The sequence below is a fragment of the Frankia sp. CeD genome (genome assembly GCF_000732115.1).
Lineage (GTDB): Bacteria > Actinomycetota > Actinomycetes > Frankiales > Frankiaceae > Frankia > Frankia casuarinae.
On the sequence record NZ_JPGU01000003.1, the window covers coordinates 23,499 to 42,470 of the forward strand.

Genomic DNA, 18,972 nt, shown 5'->3' on the forward strand with positions numbered 1-18,972 from the left:
TCAGCCACGGTAGAAGGGNGGATGTCCGGTGACGACGACTCCGGAAACAAACAGTTCCGTCCCGCTGCGGGTCCTCGACCACAGCGAGCTGTTCAAGGACGAGGTCTACCAGAAGCAGTTCGAGGGCAAGCGCGAGTTCGAGAACGGCAGCGACGCCGCCGAGGTCGCCCGGGTCCTGGAGTGGACCCGCGGCTGGGAGTACCGGGAGAAGAACTTCGCCCGGGAGGCGCTGACCGTCAACCCGGCCAAGGCGTGCCAGCCGCTCGGCGCGGTCCTGGCGGGCCTCGGCTTCGAGGGCACCATGCCCCTGGTGCACGGCTCGCAGGGCTGCGTCGCCTACTTCCGCAGCCACTTCGCCCGGCACTTCAAGGAGCCCGTCCCGGCGGCATCCTCGTCGATGACCGAAGACGCCGCCGTCTTCGGCGGGCTGAACAACCTGGTCGAGGCGCTCGAGAACGCGACCACCCTGTACAAGCCCAAGATGGTCGCGGTCAGCACCACCTGCATGGCCGAGGTGATCGGGGAGGACCTGTTCGCCTACATCGGCGCGGCGCGGGACAAGGGCGCGATCTCCGCCGACTACCCGGTGCCGTACGCGCACACGCCGAGCTTCGTGGGCTCGCACCTCACCGGCTACGACAGCATGCTCAAGGGCATCCTGGAGCTCCTGAGCAGGACAGCGGACGCCGACAAGGTCGAGTCCCCCGGGAAGCCCCGGCTGAACATCGTGCCCGGCTTCGAGACCTACGTCGGCAACCNCCGCGAGTACCGCCGCATCCTCGAGCTGATGGGTGTCGACCCCCTGATCCTGGGCGACCACAGCAGCTCCCTGGACTCGCCGGCGACGGGTGAGTACGAGCTCTACCCAGGTGGTACCCCGCTCGCCGAGGCCGCCACGGCTCGGTTCAGCCGCGCTACCGTGATGCTTCAGGAGACCACCACCCGCAAGACGACGGAGTTCGTCCGGGACGGGTGGAAGCAGGAGACGGTGGTGCTCGAGACCCCTATCGGGGTGAAGAACACCGACCGCTTCCTGACTGAGGTGGCCCGCCTGGCGGAGGTCGAGATCCCGGCCGAGCTCACCGCCGAGCGTGGCCGCCTGGTGGACGCGCTCACCGACTCGCATGCCTATCTGCACGGCAAGCGGGTCGCCATCGCGGGTGACCCTGACCTCGTCATCGCGATGACCGGCTTCGCCCTCGAACTCGGGATGATCCCGGTCCACCTGCTGAGCACGAACGCCGACAACTCCTTCGCGCCCAGGCTGGAGAAGGTCCTCTCGACTAGCAAGTTCGGCGAGGCGGCGACCGTCTGGCCGGGCAAGGACCTCTGGCACCTGCGGTCGCTGGTCTTCACCGAGCCGGTCGACCTGCTCATTGGGAGCTCGTACCTGAAGTACATCTCCCGGGAGGCGAACGTGCCGCTGGTCCGGGTCGGTTTCCCGATCTTCGACCGGCACCACCTGCACCGCTTCCCGATCGTCGGCTACACCGGCGGTCTGCACCTGCTCACCCAGCTCGTCAACACGGTGCTCGACGAGTTGGACCGCACCAGCCCCGACCACAGCTTCGACGTCGTCCGCTGAGCGTCCGACCGGGCACAGCTGTGGCCGGTCCGGCTCCCGGCCGGATCTGAACGTGGTCGGCCGGCCGCACCCNCCGCGCNCCCTGCGNCCGGCCGNCCNCCCCGCCGTGGGGTCGATCGATCACCTCCCGGATCGATCGACCCCTCGCCCCCGTCTCACCTCTTTCAAGAACCGTGCCCGTAGAACCGCGTCCTTCCGAGGATGGCCCATGGCAGCCACAGAACGCGTCGCGCTGTTCACCGAACCGGCCTGTAACCACAACAACGCCAAGAGCACCAAGGCCCGCAAGGCGGGTTGTCCCAAACCCAAGCCCGGGGGCACTTCCGGAGGCTGCGCCTTCGACGGAGCCATGATCACCCTCGTCCCGATCGCCGACTGCGCTCATGTGGTCCACGGCCCGATCGGCTGCGCGGGCAACTCGTGGGACGGCCGAGGCAGCCTGTCGTCCGGGCCGGTGCTCTACCGGCACGGCTTCACCACCGACATGGCCGAGAACGACGTGGTGCTCGGGGGGGAACAGCGCCTGTTCGACACCATCCTGGAGGTCGTCGAGCGGCACTCGCCGCCAGCGGTCTTCGTCTATTCGACCTGCGTCACCGCGATGATCGGAGACGATCTCGACGCGGTGTGCGCGGCTGCCGCCGCCGAGTCCGGGGTGCCGGTGATCCCGATCCACTCGCCCGGGTTCGTCGGCAGCNAGAACCTCGGCAACCGGCTCGCCGGCCAGGCCCNGCTCGACCACGTGATCGGCACCGTTGAGCCGGAGCTCACCACCGACCGGGACGTCAACCTGATCGGTGAGTACAACATCGCCGGGGAGTTGTGGGACGTCCTGCCGCTGCTGTCCCGGCTGGGCCTTCGGGTGCAGGCGTGCATCAGCGGTGATGCCCGCTACCGTGACGTCGCCGCGGCCCATCGGGCCAGGGCGACGATGGTGGTCTGCTCGCGCGCGCTGCTCGGACTCGCCCGTGGCCTGCAGGAACGCTACGGGATCCCGTGGTTCGAGGGCAGCTTCTACGGCNCCNGGGCGANGGGCGACNCCCTGCGNGGNTTCGCCCGCCTGCTCGAGGACGACGAGCTCTCCCGCCGCACGGAGGAGCTCATCGCTGTCGAGGAGGCGGCCGTCGCCGTCGCACTTGAGCCGTACCGGCGCAGGCTCGCCGGGCGTAAGGCGGTGCTATACACCGGCGGGGTCAAGAGCTGGTCGATCGTGTCCGCGCTGCAGGACCTCGGCATCGAGGTGGTCGGCAGCGGCATTACCAAGAGCTCCGACGGCGACGTGGACAAGATCCGCGAGCTGCTCGGCGACGCAAAAATGATCAAAGAGGGCNGTCCGCGCGAGCTGCTGCGGGTCGCCGAACAGACCGGGGCGGACATCCTCGTCGCCGGCGGCCGCAACCAGTACACCGCGCTGAAGGGCCGGCTGCCGTTCCTCGATATCAACCAGGAGCGGCACATCCCTTACGCCGGCTACACCGGGATGGTCGAGCTCGCCCGGCGCCTCGACCTGGCGATCGCGAGCCCGGTCTGGGAGCAGGTCAGCCGGCCCGCTCCCTGGGACCTGGTCGGAGCCCGCTGATGGCCGAGATCGTGACCGGAGAGCGGCAGGCGACGATCGACCCGCTCAAGCACAGCCAGCCGCTCGGGGGTGCGCTGGTCTTCCTGGGCCTCGCCGGCTCGCTGCCGATCATGCATGGTGCGCAGGGGTGCGCGTCATTCGCCAAGGCCCTGCTCACCCGGCATTTCAACGAGCCGATCCCGCTGCAGACCACCGCGATCACCGAGGTGACCGCGGTCCTCGGCAGTGGTGAGGCGATGGTGGAGACGCTCGATGCCATCCGGAAGAAGCAGCGGCCGGAGATCATCGGCCTGCTCACCACGGGGGTCACCGAGGTCAGCGGCGAGGACGTCGGCGGCCAGCTGCGCAAGTACCTCTCGGCCTGGAACGAGACCGACTCGAGCGGGCCGGAGGCGGGCGCGAACGGCTCCGCCCCCGGCAGGGCCCCGCTGATCGTCGGGGTCTCCACCCCGGACTTCATCGGGGGGCTGTCCGACGGCTGGTCGGCCGCGTTGGAGGCGCTGGTCCGAGCGGTGGTGCCGGCAGAGCATTCCGAAACGGAGCCTTCCGAAGCGAGGTATTTTACCGGGCGCACCGCCTTCATCGCGGCCAGCGCTCCCGTAACGCATCTCACTACCCCCGGGTCCGCCGGGTCCGCCGAGGCTGCCAGGTCCACCAGGTCCGCCAGGTCCCTGGGGTCCGCCGAGGCTGCCAGGTCCACCAGGTCCGCCAGGTCCCTGGGGTCCGCCGCCCGACGGGTGGCGGCGGCGGACGGTGGTGCTCTGGACCCGCGCCAGCTCGCCGTCCTGGTCGGCCCGTCCCTGACGGCGGCCGACCTCGACGAGCTCGGTGAGTTGATTCGCGCGTTTGGGCTCGACCCGGTACTCGTCCCCGACCTGTCCGGATCGGTGGACGGGCACCTGGCCCCCGCCTGGCAGCCCACGACGACCGGCGGCACCGGGCTCGCGCGGCTGCGGGCGCTCGGTCGGTCGCGGGCCGTGCTCGTCGCGGGTGCGACCGCGGCGGCGGCCGGTGACCTGCTCGCAGCCCGGACCGGCGCCCGGATCCTCCGCCACCGTCATCTCAGCGGGCTGACGGAGATGGACACCTTGGTCACCGAGCTGATCGAACTCACCGGAGCGTCCGCGCCGGCCCGGGTCCGGCAGGCCCGGGCCCGGCTCGCCGACGGTCTGCTCGACACGCACTTCGTCCTCGGTGGCGCCCGGGTCGCGCTGGCAATGGAGCCGGAGACCCTGGTCGCCGTCGGTTCCCTGCTGCACGACGTCGGGGCCGAGGTCGTGGCGGCGGTGTCCCCGACCGCCGCGCCGGTCCTCGCGGACGCGCCCTGGGACGAGGTCGTCGTCGGTGATCTGACCGACCTCGCCGAACGGGCTCGGGCGGGTGGTGCGCACCTCGTCCTCGGTTCCAGCCACGCCCGCGAGGTCGCCGACCGGATTGGCGCCGCGCACCTGCCCGTCGGCTTCCCGATCTTCGATCGGCTCGGCGCGGCGCTGGCCGGTACCGCCGGGTACGCCGGAAGCCTGCGCCTGCTCATCGACGCCGCGAATCGTCTGCTCGATCACGAGCACGTGCACCGCCGTTCCGGGCGGAGGTTCTCCGTGTCTGGCGCGGATGGACAGCCCGCCCACCGGACCGAGATCCCCACCCAACCCGGCTCCGCGGGTGAATCCGATCAACTCGACAACCTGTTCCAGGAGTCTCCGTGTTGAAGATCGCCTTCGCGACCAGCGACGGCACCGCTGTGGATCAGCATTTCGGGTGGTGCCAACGGTTCGACGTGTACGAGGTCGGCCCCGAGGGGGCCAGGTTCCTGGAGACCCGCGCGCTCGACGCGGCGCCGACGGACGAACAGGACAAGATCGAATCCAGGCTCGCCGCGGTCTCGGACTGCGCGATTCTCAACATCAGTGATATCGGCGGGACGGCCGCGGCGAAGGTGGTGAAGGCCCGGGTTCACCCGGTGAAGGTGGTCAAGGGCACCGCCATCCCCGAGCTGCTCCGCCGCTACACCTCGACGCTGGCCGGCAATCCTCCGCCCTGGCTGCGCAAGGTGCTGCGGTCCCACGAGCCGCAGCCGGCGGCGACCTGGACCCGCGGCGGTGCTACGGCTCTGAAGCCCAAGGGGGACGCGGCATGACCGCGAAGACCGGTTTCCTCGGCGACCTGGTCGACCAGCTGCGCGCCGGGGACACCTACGGCCAACTGGAACGGTTCTCCGACGAGGACCTGCTCCGCCCGTTCATCGTCACGCGGGAGCAGCGCCGCGAGATCGCGGTGAACTGCGACATCGACGCCGCCGTAGAGGGCCGGGTGCGCTCCTTTTACCAGGCGGTCGCGGCGGCCACCGAGAAGGCGACCGGGGCGTTCACCACCACCGTGCTCGACCTCAGCCACGAGGGGTTCGGGCGCGTGATCATTTGTGCCGGGCGGCTCGTCGTCCTCTCCGACGCGCTGCGGGACGTGCAGCGGTTCGGCTTCGGCTCCATGGACGAGCTCTCCGCCCGGGGCGAGTCGCTGGTGACCGGCGCGACCAAGCAGATCGAACGATGGAACGAGGTGGCCCGCGATGACTCCTGACGCCCAAGCCGCCGACACCCCGGCCGCCGACGCCCAAGCCGCCGACACCCCGGCAGGGGGCGCCCCGGCCGACACCGAGCTGCGGCTGCGCAAGCTTCGCAGCCGGGCCTCCCAGCTCAAGCTCGACCTGCACGNCCTCGCCGAGGNCCNCCCGATCGGCNGGGAGGGCCTGCTCGACGCCGCCCGCCGCACCTACGACGCCTATGCGGAGATCGCCCTCCTCGAGGGCCTGCTCAAGAAGGAGACATCGCGATGAGCGTGAGCATGGCCGCCGGCCAGCTGGCGGACTTCCGCCGCTGTTCCACCGCCGAGGAGTACTTCATCCTGCTGGACGTCGACTACGACCCGCGAGTCCTGGCCGTCAACCGGCTGCACATCCTCCGGTACTTCGCCAACCAGCTGGTCGAGCTGCACGACACTCGGACCGAGGCCGGGAACCCGGTGGAGCTGCTGCGGGAGTATCGCGACGCGCTCATCCGCTCCTATGAGGCCTTCACCACCGCCTCCGCCCTGGACCACCGCCTGTTCAAGGTGCTGCAGGACCGCGCTCCGCAGTCGTCGTTCGTGCCCGCGTCGTCGATCACCGTCGAGCGGCTGACCCCGACGGTGCCCCAGCCGTCGGCGCCGTCCGACCCGGTGGAGCCGTCCCAGTCCGCCTGGCCGCACCACGCCGCCGCGTCCGCCGACTACCTGGGTGGAACCCGATGAACAGCACCTACGACGTCGGCGACATCGTGGTCGCCGTCAAGGCATTGCGTAACGACGGCACGTATCCGGACCCGGCGATCGCCGTCGGTGAGGTTCTCGTCGAGGCCGGCACCCGTGGCCAGGTCATCAACGTCGGCCTCTACCTGCAGGAACACATCGTGTACGCGGTGGCTTTCGACCACGGCCGCATCGTCGGCGCGCTGGAACGTGAGCTCGTCTCCCCCGAGCAGTGGCAGCAGGCCGCGGCTGTCGCCGCCGGTACCGCCGCACCCGCCGCGACGACCACCGCGACCTCCTCGGCGACCGCTCCGGCCACCGGCACGGCGACCGCCGGGGGGAAGGAAGGGCGGTCGTGAAGGCAACCCCCGTCAGCCTGCCGATGCTGCCCACCGACCCGGCAGGCGAGATGCCCCGGCAGGCCACCGGGCCGGCGCCCGACACCGCCGCCGGCTGCGCGAGCAAGTCCAGCTGTGGCACCAGCGCTCCGGTGCGGGACCCGGAGATCGCGGAGAAGATCGCCAATCATCCCTGTTACAGCGCCGAGGCCCACCAGTACTACGCCCGGATGCACGTGGCGGTCGCCCCAGGTTGCAACATCCAGTGCAACTACTGCAACCGCAAGTTCGACTGCGCCAACGAGAGCCGTCCCGGCGTCACCAGCACCCTGCTGTCCCCCGAGGACGCCCTCGCCAAGGTCAAGCTGGTGGCCAGCGAGATCAAGCAGATGAGCGTGCTGGGGATCGCCGGCCCCGGCGACCCGCTGGCGAACCCGAAGCCGACCTTCCGGACGATGGAACTGGTGGCCCGGGACTGCCCGGACATCAAGCTCTGCCTGTCTACCAACGGGCTGACCCTGCCGGACCACGTCGACCGCATCGCCGAACTGAACGTCGACCACGTCACCATCACGATCAACATGATCGACCCCGAGGTCGGGGAGCGGATCTACCCGTGGATCGCCTTCCGCGGTAAGCGGTACACCGGCCGGGAGGCGTCCCGGATCCTCTCCGAGCGTCAGCTCGAGGGCCTGGCGATGCTCACCGAGCGGAAGATTCTCTGCAAGGTCAACTCGGTGATGATCCCCGGGATCAACGATGACCACCTCGTCGAGGTCTCCCGGAAGGTCAAGGAGCTCGGCGCCTTCCTGCACAACGTGATGCCGCTGGTGTCGGCGCCCGAGCACGGCACCCACTTCGGCCTGACCGGGCAGCGCGGCCCCACCCCACAGGAGCTCAAGGCGCTGCAGGACCGCTGCGAGCAGGACGACGGCGCCGAGATGAACATGATGCGGCACTGCCGGCAGTGCCGCGCCGACGCCGTCGGCCTGCTCGGTGAGGACCGGGGTGAGGAGTTCACTCCCGAGGCGTTCCGTGGCCGTGAGATCGAATACGACCTCGANGGCCGCCGGCAGACGCATAGCGAGATCGAACGGTGGCGCTCCGAGGTGGCTGCCACCCGGGGAGCGCTGAACATCTCGACCGGCGCGGTCATTCCCTCTGGCCCGGGCGCATCCCCCGATGAGGGCACCCCGGCCGGGGCCCGCCCGGGGAACGCCCGCCCGGAGAACGTCGTGCTCGTCGCTGTAGCGACCAAGGGCAGCGGCGTGGTGAACCAGCACTTCGGTCACGCGACCGAGTTCTGGATCTACGAGGGGGGTCCGGGCTGGGCCCGGCTCGTGCAGACCCGCGACGTGGACCGCTACTGCAACGGCCCGTCGGACTGCGACGAGGACGCCTCCAAGCTCGACAAGACGGTCGCGATGCTGTCCGACTGCGCGGCGGTGTTGTGCAGCAAGATCGGCCTCGGGCCGCGCGAGGCGCTCGAGAATGCCGGGATCGAACCGGTGGAGCTCTACGACCTGATCGAGAAGGCGGTGGCCGAGGTCGGCTCCCGCCTTGTCGCACATCGTGCCGAAGCGGAGGTTGCCGTCCGATGAGCGCCACCACCCCCACCGTCGAACTGACCGACCGGGCCGTGAAGCAGGTCCGTCACCTGCTCGCCTCGACCCCCGGCACGGGCGGGTTCAGCCTGCGGATCGGCGTCGACCCCGGTGGCTGCGCCGGCTTCACCTACAACCTGGCGCTCGTCCCCGGTGCCGAGGCCGAGGACGTCGTCATCGGCCAGGACGGCTTTGACGTCGTCGTCCACTCGTCGATGGTTCACCTGCTGCGCGGGCTGCGCGTGGACTACACCGAGACGCTGACCTCCTCCGGGTTCACCTTCCAGAACCCGAACGCGACCAGCTCCTGCGGCTGCGGGACGTCCTTCGGTGCCTCGGACTCCACCGAGCGCACCGCCGCGGACGCCCGCCTGCGCGAGCAGGTCGAGGAGATCATGGAGGAGATCCGGCCCTTCCTGCGGGGAGACGGNGGGGACGCCGAGGTCGTCGCGACTCTCGCCGGCAACGGCGAGCCCGGGACGGCGGAGGTGCACCTGCGCCTTACCGGAGCCTGCGGCGGGTGCTCCAGCGCCACCGCGACCCTGACCGGCGTCATTGAGAGCCGGTTGAAGGAGGCCCTGCCCGAGATCGGCCGGGTCGCGCTGGTGTCCTGACAACGCACTACTTGATCACCTGTTCGGCCTAACCCGGGGAGCGCCCGATGGTCACCGCCCGATTCCGTTCCCACCCGCGTCTGCTGGGGTCCATCTGTGCCGGGCCGCCGGCACCGTACCCATCCCGTCGGCAGGCGCCGTCCGTCTTCGACCCGAATCGACGGTACGAGCGGCAGTTGGGTATTCCGGGCTTCGGAGTGTCCGCTCAGCNGCGGCTCAGCGGCGCGACCGTCCTGGTGGCGGGGGTGGGCGGGGTCGGCGGAGCGGCGGCGACCTACCTGGCCGCCGCCGGCATCGGCCGGCTGATCCTGGTCCATCCGGGCGTTCTGGAGGAGCCGGACCTCAACCGGCAGACCCTGATGCGGCCCGACCGGGTGGGCGACGCCCGGGTGGAGTGCGCGGCCGACACCCTGCGCGCACACCACCCGGACGTCGAGATCGTCGCCCTGGACCGGGATCTGACCGATCCCAGCCTGCCCCGTCTGATCGCCGAGGCGGACGTGGTGGTCGACGCTCGGCACAACTTCCCCGAGCGGTATCTGCTCAACCGGCTGTGCCTGGCGACGCAGATCCCCCTGGTCGTCGCCGCGATGAACGCCACCGAGGCGTATCTGCTGGTGGTCCGGTCGGGTTCGCCCTGCCTGCGGTGTGTGTTCCCGGAGGGGGACCCGTCCTGGGAGCCCCTCGGTTTCCCGGTGCTCGGCGCGGTCGCCGGAACGGTGGGCTGCCTGGCGGCGACCGAGGCGCTGAAGATCGCCGGTGGATTCGCCGAGCCGGCGGTCGGCCGGCTGATCCACCTCGACCTGTGGGACACGGACCTGCGTACGCCGCGGACGCGGCGCGATCCCGCCTGCGTGGACTGCGGCTCTGGAGGCGCACCGTGATCTATCTTGACCACAACGCGACGACCCCGGTCGACCCGGAGGTTGTCCGGGCGATGCTGCCGCTGCTGCGGGACCACTTCGCGAATCCGGCCAGCTCGCACCCGGCGGGGCAGGCCGTCGCCCGGCTCGTCGAAGGAGCCCGGCGGGACGTGGCGAACCTCGCCGGCGCCCAGCCGCGTGACGTCATCTTCACCAGCGGGGCGACCGAGGCGGCCAACCTGGCGATCGCCGGGGTCCTGGCCACCGCCCCGCCGTCCTGCCGCCGCGTACTCGTCGGAGCGACCGAGCATCGGGCGGTCCTCGCCGCGGCGGAGGCCGCGGCGCGGGTGCACGGGGCGATCGTGCAGACCATCCGGGTTCATCCCGACGGCACGATCGACCTCAATCATCTGCGCGCGCTGCTGCAACCGGTATGGGACGGTTCCGCCGTCGCGGGGAACGGGGGGGTTCTCGGGGCCTCCGTCTCGAAGGTCGCCCTGGTGGCGGTGATGACGGCGAACAACGAGACCGGGACGCTGAACGACCCGCGGCCCATCGCCGAGCTCGCCCACGGGGCGGGGGCGTTCTACCTCGCCGACATCACCCAGACACTGGGCCGGATGCCGGTCTCGGTCGCGGACGCCGGCATCGACCTCGCCCTCGCGTCCGCGCACAAGCTCTACGGGCCCAAGGGCACCGGCGCGCTGATCGCCGGCCGACACGCCCGGTCGCAGCTGGCACCGCTGATCCACGGCGGTGGGCAGGAACGGGGCCTGCGCGCCGGCACGGTCAACACCGCCGGGGTGGTCGGCTTCGGCGCCGCGGCGCGGATCGCCGCCGCGGTGATGGACGACGAGGCCCCGCGGCAGCGGGCCCAGACCGAGCTGCTGCACGATCTGCTCGTCGAGTGGCTCGGCGTCGATGCCGTCGAGCTCAACGGGCCGAGTGAGCGCGGCGGGAGCCGCGAATGCCGGCTGCCGAACACCATCAACCTGCGGTTCGTCGGTGCCGACGCCGACGCCGTCCAGGCCTGTCTGCCGGACGTGGCGGTGTCCGCGGGCTCCGCCTGTCACGGGGGCGGCGCCGAGCCGTCCCATGTGCTCACCGCGATGGGACGGTCGACCACGGCGGCCATGGAGAGCCTGCGGTTCAGCGTGGGCCGGTTCACCAGCGTCGACCAGATCCACGCCGCCGCCGCCGCGGTGGCTCGCGCGGTGCTGCGCGTGCGTGCCCTGGAGCAGAACCGGTCGAACGATCTTTTCGACGGCCCCACCNCCGAGTNCCGGGCGCAGGAGATCCCCACCGACCGGGTGTTCTCGCGGGCCCTGCGCATGCCCGAGGTGCCCGCCCCCCGATCCGCCTATCCCTGACCCGTTCCCCCCACGCTTCCCTGACCCCGCTTCCGTGCTGTCAGCGTTGCCACGCGCGGTTCCGCTCGCCCGGCGCGGGCGTGCGTAGCTGAGAAGTTGAGATGAGGTTTCGCCATGCCAACCGAACAGTTGTCCGAACGACCAGATCCGGGGGTCACGCAACTGGAACACGTGGTGATCCGTTTTGCCGGTGACTCCGGCGACGGGATGCAGCTCACCGGTGACCGGTTCGGCGCCCAGGCCGCCGCGGGCGGCAACGACGTGGCAACGTTGCCGAACTACCCGGCGGAGATCCGGGCGCCAGCCGGAACCGTGGCCGGGGTGTCGAGCTACCAACTCCACATCGCTGACCACGACATCAGGACCCCGGGCGACCGGCCCGACGTTCTGGTCGCCATGAACCCCGCGGCGCTCAGGGCGAACATCGCCGAGCTGCGTCCCGGCGGGGTCCTGATCGTGGACACCGACGCGTTCACGGTGATGGGCCTGGAAAAGGCCGGTTACGAGGCCGATCCCCTGACCAACGGGTCGCTGGACGCCTACCACGTGCACGCGATCAACCTCACCGGTCTCGCCGCCACGGCCGTCGCCGAGTTCAACCTGAAGCGCAAGGACGCCGCCCGGACGAAGAACATGTTCGCGCTCGGCCTGGTGTCCTGGATGTTCAGTCAGCCCATCGAGGACACGATCGCCTACCTGCAGAAGCGGTTCGCCGCGAAGCCGGACGTGCAGGCCGCGAACATCGCCGCGCTGCGGGCCGGGTGGATCTACGGCGACACCACCGAGGCCTTCGCGCTCTCCTACGAGGTGAAGCCGGCCAAGCTGCCCGCCGGCACCTACCGGCACATGAAGGGCAACAAGGCGATCGCCTACGGCCTGGTCGCCGCCGCGCAGCAGGCCGGGATGCCGCTGTTCCTCGGCGCCTACCCGATCACTCCCGCCTCCGACATTCTGCACGAGCTGAGCGCGCTCGCCTCCTTCGACGTGCGCTCCTTCCAGNCCGAGGACGAGATCGCCGCCATCGGTTCCGCGATCGGCGCGTCCTTCGCCGGGATGCTCGGCGTGACCGTCACCTCCGGTCCCGGGATGGCCCTGAAGACCGAGGCTCTCGGCCTTGCGGTGATCATGGAGCTGCCGCTCGTTGTCGTCAACGTGCAGCGCGGCGGGCCGTCGACCGGTCTGCCGACCAAGACCGAGCAGTCCGACCTGCTCCAGGCCCTGTACGGCCGGCACGGCGAGGCGCCGCTGCCGGTGATCGCGGCGCGTTCGCCCGCGGACGGCTTCGACGCCGCGCTGGAGGCAGCCCGGATCGCGCTGGCCTACCGCACCCCGGTCATCCTGCTGTCCGACGCCTACGTCGCCAACGGCAGCGAGCCGTGGCGGGTGCCCGAGACGGCGGNGCTGCCCACCATCGGGATCGATCTCGCCACCGGCCCGAACGGGGNGGACGAGGCCGGTAACCCGATCTTCCTGCCGTACGTGCGGGACCCGATCACGTTGGCCCGCCCGCTGGCGATCCCGGGTACCCCGGGGCTCACGCACCGCATCGGCGGTCTGGAGAAGGCCGACTTGACCGGTGCGGTCTCCTACGACCCCGACAACCATGACCTGCTGGTCCGCACCCGACAGTCCAAGATCGATAACATCGACGTGCCGCTCCTGGAGGTCGATGATCCCAGCGGGCCCCCCGGATCCGGCGCCGATGTGCTGGTGATCGGATGGGGCTCGACGTGGGGGCCGATCGGTGAAGCCTGCCGCCAGGTGCGGCGCGACGGCATGAAGGTCGCCCAGGCGCACCTGCGCCATCTCGCCCCGCTGCCGGCGAACCTGGCCTCGGTGCTGTCGGAGTACCACACCGTGCTCGTCCCCGAGATGAACCTCGGGCAGCTCGCCGGACTCCTGCGCCGGGAATGCCTGATCGACACCGTCGGCTACAACCAGACCCGCGGCATGCCGTTCCGGGTCGCCGAGCTTACCTCCGTCATCAGCCGGATCATCCAGGGCATCGACGAGGAGCCGTCGGCGGATGCGGCCTCGAAGCCGGTCGGGGACGTGAGCGCCCGGTTGAACGTACACCTTGGTTCGAAGCTCGGCACGGCCGGGGAGGCAGGACGATGATCTCGCTGAATGGTGGATCCGGAGAACCGTCGGGTGACTTGGCGGGACGGCCGGCGCTGACCGCGCAGGACTACATGACCGGCAACGAGGTCCGCTGGTGCCCCGGCTGCGGGGACCACGCCATCCTCTCGACGATGCGGGGTCTGCTGCCGGCCCTCGGCGTCCCGCCCGAGAACATCGTGATCGTGTCCGGCATCGGGTGCTCCTCGCGGTTCCCCTACTACCTCGACACCTACGGCATCCACTCGATCCACGGCCGGGCGCCGTCCTTCGCGACCGGTGTCTCGATCAACCGGCCGGACCTGGCGGTGTGGGTCGTAACCGGTGACGGCGACGCGCTGTCGATCGGCGGTAACCACCTTATTCACGCGCTGCGTCGCAACGTGAATCTCAAGATCATGTTGTTCAACAACCAGATCTACGGTTTGACGAAGGGTCAGCATTCGCCGACCTCCAGGATCGGCACGATCAGCCCGTCGAGCCCCCACGGGTCGCTCGACAACCCGTTCGACCCGGTTGCGCTCGCGCTCGGCGCCGGCGCGACGTTCGTCGCCCGCACGATCGACTCGGACCGTCGCCACCTCACCGCCACCCTCACCGCCGCCGCGGCGCATCAGGGAGCGGCGCTGGTGGAGATCCGGCAGGGCTGCCCCACGTTCAACGCGATCCCCCGTCAGCCGAAGCGGTCCGATGCCGATGCCGATGCCGGCGCCGCCGGGGCGAAGGGNGAGCAGGGGCCGATCCGGCTCTCGCCCGGTATGCCGGTGGTTTTCGGCGTGGACGAGCAGTACGCCGTGATCCGCGACCCGGCCACCGGGGAGCTGGCGGTCGGGCACAGCGGTGACCCCCGCGTCGTGGTGCACGATCCGACGGTGGAGAACTCGACCTATGCCTACGCCCTGGCCCAGTTGGCGCAGGCGGAGTTTCCGGAGCCGCCGATCGGCGTCTACCGGTCGGTCTCGCATCCCGTGTTCGACCAGCTGTTCCAGGAGCGGCTGGCGACCGCCCGGCCCGGCGGCCTGGGCGATCTGCGGACGTTGCTCCAGGGCGCCGACTCCTGGACGGTGGCCGGGTAGGTCGCAGCCGGGTGACCTACGGCCGGGATGAGACCTACGGCTGAGGCGAACCGGACCGATGGACGGTCGTCGGATGGATGCTCGGGGGGCGGGGGATCAGGCCTGTCGGGGCTGGCCTGATCCCCTCAGGGGGTCCGTTACGGTGCCCGCCCCGGCCTCGGCCCGGAGTGATTTCGGTTCCGGCCCCACGTGGTTTCCGTCATGTTCTCCGGTCGCCTGGCGATGACGTCTGCATGCCGTTTTCCGGGATTTTTGTCACGCCGCCTTCTCGTCAATCGACATTCCGCGGCGCGTCATCTGGTCGACGGCACGACTGGTCGACATCACCCGTTGGGAAACCCGCAACTCTGCTTCGGTCTCGGCCCCTGTTTCGCCCCCGAAATGTAGAGGGCCGGTGCCCGGACGGGGTGGGTCCTGAGCACCGGCCGTGGGCCGGCGGTCTCGCTGACGCCGTGGCCGCGTCAGCCTTCGCCGGCGGCTTGTCTCGTCAGCGTCTGTAGGACGCGACGAAAGCGGTGTCCGCCCCGATCGGGCCGATCTTGCCGGCGCCGCCCGGATTACCGATCGGAGCATCCCGACCAGGCAGGATGTCGGTGAAGAACCGGGCCTCGTCCGCGATGAACTCGGCCTCGCTCGCCGGCACGATCCGGGTACTCTTGATCGCGTCGACCGGACAGACCGACGCGCAGGCTCCGCAGTCGATGCACTCGTCCGGGTTGATGTACAGCTTGCGGCTGCCCTCGTAGATGCAGTCGACCGGGCACTCCTCCACGCAGGCGGTGTCCTTGACATCAATGCAGGGCGACAGGACGACAAACGTCATCGGAGCCTTCTTCCCCGTTCGCCTGCGGTCACGGGAAAATCGTAACAGGATGCCGCCGGCCGGGGTGGGTGGAACTGTAAAGGACAGGTAAACAACTCGTCCGTAGGGCAACGAATTTCGATGGCCCGAAACGGGGGGCGAGGAAATCTTCAGGGATATTTTTAACCATGAGATTTTCCTTGCCTGTAGCCGGGNCGTCCGGGCCCGTCCGCCGGAGGGCGGTGGCACCCGCGCCGGCGTGTCCTCAGCCGGTCTTGACGACGGTCTGCGGGCACCACCGTCCGTTGGGCCGCCGGCGCGGCGGGTCCTCTGTCGCCGGTTCAGACGTCGGTGTTGCCGGGGGGCTGAACCTGGGCGGTTGATGGAGCGTGTCCCGGCGAGGCCGGGGTTACGTGCCCGAGCGGCGCCGTACCGTCCCCCGCCTCGTGCCGCTCGGCGCGGAAACNCCTGAAGGCGGCGAACGCGCGCGGGCCGTAGACCGACGCCGGTCCGCCGTTCATCAGCAGTGCCACCCCGATGGCCTCGGCCGCCTCCTGGCAGGTCGCACCCTGCCGGACGGCGCCGTGAGCGTGTGCCTCGATGCAACCGTCGCACTGGGTGCTCACGGCGAGCGCCAGTGCGATCAGCTCCTTCGTGCGGCTGTCCAGGGCGCCGTCACGGAGAGCCGCGTCGCCCAGGGTGCCGAGCCCCCGGTATACGTCCGGGATCAGCCGACGCAGTTCGCGGGCATGCGGGCGGATCTCGTCTTGGNCNGGGCTGCNGGAGCTCATGNCCCCTTNCCTNCCCGCCGGGGACGACCGGGAACCGCCACGCCGGGAACGGCCGAAGCCCGGCCTCGTGCCCGGGCGGTCGGGGTAGCCGGGCGGTCGTGGGGTCGTGGGTGCCCGGGCGGTCGCGGCGAGGCCGAAAACGGTGAGCCTCGGCTCGTCCTCGGACTTGTCCCTGTTAGGGGGGCGACAGACCACTTCCATTGGCGTACCGTCAGACATCGCCAAAGTCCGTGCATCGATTCCGGGGTGTCCGGTTACCGTTCCGGGCCGGACGGACTCCGCCCGCGCCTGCTCGCGGCCCCGCTCACGCTCTCGAGGAGCGGCCGTCCCGCGCCGTAGGCGCTGATTGTCCTGTCCGCCCTGGCCCCGCTTTACATCCCCTACCCCCGCTTCTCGTCCGGCTGCCATGCCATGGCGGCCTCTACTTCGAGGTATCCAGATGACGGCGAGTGTCCGTACGGACCCGTTCGACGTACTGCTGGTTGAGGACGACCCGGGGGATGTCCTCATGACCCGCGAAGCGTTCGCGGATGATCGGATCAACGGCAGGCTNCATGTCGTGAACGACGGCATCCAAGCCATGGCGTTCCTTCGCCGGGAGGAGCCCTTCACACAGGCCCCGGCGGCCGACCTGATCCTGCTGGACCTCAACCTGCCGCGCCGGGGCGGCATCGAGGTGCTGGCCGAGGTCAAGGCCGACACCGACCTGCGACGCATCCCCGTCGTGGTGCTCTCCACCTCGGGCGCTGCCGAGGACATCCTGCGCAGCTACAACCTGCACGCCAACGCCTACGTGACGAAGGCGGTCGATTTCGACCGGTTCGTCGACGACGTGCGGTTCATCGACGACTTCTTCATCACCGTGGTTCGGTTGCCCGGGCGCTGATCTGGTCGCTCGTCAGGTGCACATGGCCCATGATCGAGCGGTGCCCGCCGACGGCGTCGGTCAACTACTGCGGTGAGACTACCGGCCTGCCAACACAACATCGGCCAACGCAACATCGGCGCGCGGCTCCCACGGGAGCCGCGCGCCGACGCGTAAGGCTGGGGGTGGTACGGCCTCAGACGGGCTGGACGTTGTCCGCCTGCGGTCCCTTCTGGCCCTGCACGATCTCGAACTGGACGCTCTGGCCCTCATCCAGGGACTTGTAGCCGTCCGCCACGATCGAGGAGTAGTGGACGAACACGTCCGGGCCGCCACCGTCGACGGAGATGAATCCGAAGCCCTTCTCCGCGTTGAACCACTTGACGGTACCCTGCGCCACGATTATTTCTCCTTGCCGCGCTCCCGGTAAGCGTCCTTCGCGTACCGGCCTCGCCCCAGACCCCGGCCGGTGCCGTGGTCCAGTCGTGCCGTTCTCTGCGTAGGTCACGCACGGAAGAACAAGCAACACCTACAGCCTACCCCTCCACCGACGTGGTGTGCCCGCTTGGCTCTTGTCCCGTCCGACTCGATGCGAAGCAGCTGGCGAAACGTCGGTTATCGGCACCCAGCGAGTGTAGTAGCCGGGGGCCGGCGCTCGCGTAGCCGCTGCATCTCGGCGTCGGCGATGATGACCCGGGACCTGCCATCCGGGTGGCGCCGCGGGTGGCGCCGCGGGTGATCCACCCCGGTAGATCCGGGCGTCGAGGGCTGGGCAGGATGGCCGGTCACGGGGGACGAGGGGAAACCGTGGTGCGACGAGAGCGAACGTCGTGGGTGCCGCATCTGTCGATGTGGTGAAGGCCATCGGGTCCCGCCTCTTCTCAGGGCTGCCAGCGGACGGTGAGTCGGCTGTTCGGCCGATCGACGCGGTGTCCGGCGACGGTCTGGTCCTCCAGGGTGTCCGCGGCATGGGCCGTTACGACAGGTTCGGCGGGGCCTTCTTTGCGCCACTGGTGCAGCAGATCGGTGAGGNGCGCGGNGAGGGTGGCCGCGTGGGGTCCGTGGGCGGTGACGCCGAGTTCGTCGGTGTCGGATGCGAGGGGACGCAGGGTGACGTAGGCGATGGTGGTGCCGTCGTGGATGGTGGCCCCGGCCCAGCGCCGTGTCGGAGTGAGCTGGCTGTCAGGGCGGACGGTGGTGTCGACGGCGAGGCGGCCGAAGCGGGCGCCCATGGTGACGAGCCACAGGTCGAGGTGCGCGGTCGGTTCGTCGTCGTGGATCGTCAGCCCCGTCCACAGGTTGTGGGGTGGGCTGGCCGCCGCGGCGCGCAGCGCCGGCTCGTCGGCGGGGTCGTGGTCGTCGACGTGCAGGGCGACACCGTCTGCGAGGGCGAGGGTACGGCCGGTGTGGGCGTCGGCGCCACGTAGGGGGACGAATCCGCAGACGAGCGCCGAGCGGCTGACGAGCCGGCCCGGCTCAACGGCGTCGAGCGGGAGGGAGCGGGTCAGGCCGCTTCCGTGGAGACGGAGAGGCACGACGATACGACCGGCGGGGGCGAGCTGGTTCCACCAGCCCTTGGCCAGGTCCCAGGCCCCGGCCGTGATGACGATCCGATCGTAGGGCGCTCCGCCCGGGTGGCCCGCCGCACCATCGGCGTGGACAACGTCCACGCGTTCGTAACCGGCCTTGACCAGTGCGGTGCGCGCGCCTGCGGCGAGCTCCTCGTCGATCTCGATGGTGGTGACCTGGCCGGTCGGGCCGGTGAGTTCGGCGAGGAGTGCTGCGTTGATGCCGGTGGCGGTGCCGATCTCCAGGACGCGGTGGCCGGGGTGGACGCCGGCCTGTTCGAGCATGGCGGCGACGAGGCTGGGTTGGGATGCTGAGGACAGCGCGGTGCCGTCGGGGGCGCGGCGGGTGACGACGACCTGGGGGGNGTAGGCGGTTTCCAGGTCGACGTCGGGCAGGAACAGGTGTCGCGGGACCGTGCGGAACGCGGCTTCGACCTGGGCGGTTCGGAATGTGCCCCAGCGGTGGATGTCGGCGACCAGGTTGTCGCGGAGCTGTTCGGGGGTGCGGGTGGTCATC

General features: G+C 70.2%; 19 protein-coding genes. 15 read left to right on the top strand and 4 right to left on the bottom strand.

Features of this window, described 5'->3' with window-relative positions; all coding sequences use genetic code 11:
- Positions 1-28 precede the first annotated feature (28 nt).
- The 14 genes from nifK to CED_RS03070 all read left to right on the top strand — a co-directional run bounded on the left by nifK (position 29) and on the right by CED_RS03070 (position 14,429).
- Complete coding sequence (gene nifK / locus CED_RS03005; RefSeq protein ID WP_035729059.1) at positions 29-1,585, top strand: nitrogenase molybdenum-iron protein subunit beta; 1,557 nt, start codon at positions 29-31, stop codon at positions 1,583-1,585.
- A gap of 208 nt (positions 1,586-1,793) precedes the next feature.
- Positions 1,794-3,164, top strand: a complete 1,371-nt coding sequence (gene nifE / locus CED_RS03010; protein ID WP_035908571.1) for a nitrogenase iron-molybdenum cofactor biosynthesis protein NifE — start codon at positions 1,794-1,796, stop codon at positions 3,162-3,164.
- On the top strand, positions 3,164-4,873 hold the full coding sequence (locus CED_RS03015) for a nitrogenase component 1 (protein ID WP_035908572.1): 1,710 nt from the start codon (positions 3,164-3,166) through the stop codon (positions 4,871-4,873). Before nifE ends, CED_RS03015 begins: the two co-directional genes overlap by 1 nt.
- Positions 4,867-5,301: a nitrogen fixation protein NifX gene (gene nifX / locus CED_RS03020; RefSeq protein WP_011438837.1), complete on the top strand. Its 435-nt coding sequence runs from the start codon at positions 4,867-4,869 to the stop codon at positions 5,299-5,301. The genes CED_RS03015 and nifX overlap by 7 nt, the downstream gene beginning before the upstream one ends.
- The gene (locus tag CED_RS03025) at positions 5,298-5,741 is read left to right on the top strand and encodes a NifX-associated nitrogen fixation protein (protein WP_011438836.1); all 444 of its coding nucleotides are present in this window, start codon (positions 5,298-5,300) and stop codon (positions 5,739-5,741) included. Before nifX ends, CED_RS03025 begins: the two co-directional genes overlap by 4 nt.
- Positions 5,731-5,997, top strand: coding sequence for a CCE_0567 family metalloprotein (locus tag CED_RS03030; RefSeq protein WP_035908573.1), 267 nt, complete (start codon positions 5,731-5,733; stop codon positions 5,995-5,997). The genes CED_RS03025 and CED_RS03030 overlap by 11 nt, the downstream gene beginning before the upstream one ends.
- Positions 5,994-6,449 carry a nitrogenase-stabilizing/protective protein NifW gene (gene nifW, locus CED_RS03035; protein ID WP_011438834.1) on the top strand — a complete coding sequence of 152 codons (456 nt, stop codon included), beginning with the start codon at positions 5,994-5,996 and terminating at the stop codon, positions 6,447-6,449. Before CED_RS03030 ends, nifW begins: the two co-directional genes overlap by 4 nt.
- On the top strand, positions 6,446-6,805 hold the full coding sequence (locus CED_RS03040; RefSeq protein ID WP_011438833.1) for a nitrogen fixation protein NifZ: 360 nt from the start codon (positions 6,446-6,448) through the stop codon (positions 6,803-6,805). The genes nifW and CED_RS03040 overlap by 4 nt, the downstream gene beginning before the upstream one ends.
- A 50-nt stretch (positions 6,806-6,855) precedes the next feature.
- The gene (nifB, locus tag CED_RS03045) at positions 6,856-8,385 is read left to right on the top strand and encodes a nitrogenase cofactor biosynthesis protein NifB (RefSeq protein WP_369807776.1); all 1,530 of its coding nucleotides are present in this window, start codon (positions 6,856-6,858) and stop codon (positions 8,383-8,385) included.
- Positions 8,382-9,002 (top strand): iron-sulfur cluster assembly accessory protein, encoded by a 621-nt coding sequence (locus CED_RS03050; RefSeq protein ID WP_011438831.1) that lies wholly within the window; start codon positions 8,382-8,384, stop codon positions 9,000-9,002. The genes nifB and CED_RS03050 overlap by 4 nt, the downstream gene beginning before the upstream one ends.
- Before the next feature lie 47 nt (positions 9,003-9,049).
- Complete coding sequence (locus CED_RS03055; RefSeq protein ID WP_035908574.1) at positions 9,050-9,886, top strand: HesA/MoeB/ThiF family protein; 837 nt, start codon at positions 9,050-9,052, stop codon at positions 9,884-9,886.
- The gene (locus tag CED_RS03060) at positions 9,883-11,235 is read left to right on the top strand and encodes a cysteine desulfurase family protein (protein WP_035908665.1); all 1,353 of its coding nucleotides are present in this window, start codon (positions 9,883-9,885) and stop codon (positions 11,233-11,235) included. Before CED_RS03055 ends, CED_RS03060 begins: the two co-directional genes overlap by 4 nt.
- A 114-nt stretch (positions 11,236-11,349) precedes the next feature.
- The gene (locus tag CED_RS03065) at positions 11,350-13,353 is read left to right on the top strand and encodes a 2-oxoacid:acceptor oxidoreductase subunit alpha (RefSeq protein WP_035908575.1); all 2,004 of its coding nucleotides are present in this window, start codon (positions 11,350-11,352) and stop codon (positions 13,351-13,353) included.
- Complete coding sequence (locus CED_RS03070; RefSeq protein WP_011438827.1) at positions 13,350-14,429, top strand: 2-oxoacid:ferredoxin oxidoreductase subunit beta; 1,080 nt, start codon at positions 13,350-13,352, stop codon at positions 14,427-14,429. The genes CED_RS03065 and CED_RS03070 overlap by 4 nt, the downstream gene beginning before the upstream one ends.
- 487 nt (positions 14,430-14,916) lie before the next feature.
- Here CED_RS03070 and fdxA read toward each other — a convergent pair whose 3' ends face one another.
- Both fdxA and CED_RS03080 read right to left on the bottom strand, forming a co-directional pair.
- Positions 14,917-15,252 carry a ferredoxin gene (fdxA, locus tag CED_RS03075; protein ID WP_011438826.1) on the bottom strand — a complete coding sequence of 112 codons (336 nt, stop codon included), beginning with the start codon at positions 15,250-15,252 and terminating at the stop codon, positions 14,917-14,919.
- A 320-nt stretch (positions 15,253-15,572) separates the two neighbouring features.
- Positions 15,573-16,022 carry a carboxymuconolactone decarboxylase family protein gene (locus CED_RS03080; RefSeq protein WP_035908576.1) on the bottom strand — a complete coding sequence of 150 codons (450 nt, stop codon included), beginning with the start codon at positions 16,020-16,022 and terminating at the stop codon, positions 15,573-15,575.
- A 439-nt stretch (positions 16,023-16,461) separates the two neighbouring features.
- On the opposite strand from CED_RS03080, the gene CED_RS03085 reads away from it, so the two are divergent.
- Complete coding sequence (locus CED_RS03085; protein WP_011438824.1) at positions 16,462-16,908, top strand: response regulator; 447 nt, start codon at positions 16,462-16,464, stop codon at positions 16,906-16,908.
- A gap of 175 nt (positions 16,909-17,083) precedes the next feature.
- Here the strand turns inward: CED_RS03085 and CED_RS03090 are convergent, their stop codons facing one another.
- Both CED_RS03090 and fxlM read right to left on the bottom strand, forming a co-directional pair.
- A complete protein-coding gene (locus CED_RS03090) occupies positions 17,084-17,287 on the bottom strand; it encodes a cold-shock protein (protein ID WP_011438823.1) in 204 nt (67 codons plus the stop codon).
- 481 nt (positions 17,288-17,768) lie between these two features.
- Positions 17,769-18,971: a methyltransferase, FxLD system gene (fxlM, locus tag CED_RS03095; protein ID WP_035908666.1), complete on the bottom strand. Its 1,203-nt coding sequence runs from the start codon at positions 18,969-18,971 to the stop codon at positions 17,769-17,771.
- Position 18,972 lies beyond the last annotated feature (1 nt).

Coding starts and splice junctions, on each gene's coding strand:
- nifW (WP_011438834.1), top strand. CDS start 5,994: ATGAGCGTGAGCATGGCCGCCGGCCAGCTGGCGGACTTCCGCCGCTGT.
- CED_RS03025 (WP_011438836.1), top strand. CDS start 5,298: ATGACCGCGAAGACCGGTTTCCTCGGCGACCTGGTCGACCAGCTGCGC.
- CED_RS03015 (WP_035908572.1), top strand. CDS start 3,164: ATGGCCGAGATCGTGACCGGAGAGCGGCAGGCGACGATCGACCCGCTC.
- fdxA (WP_011438826.1), bottom strand. CDS start 15,252: ATGACGTTTGTCGTCCTGTCGCCCTGCATTGATGTCAAGGACACCGCC.
- CED_RS03040 (WP_011438833.1), top strand. CDS start 6,446: ATGAACAGCACCTACGACGTCGGCGACATCGTGGTCGCCGTCAAGGCA.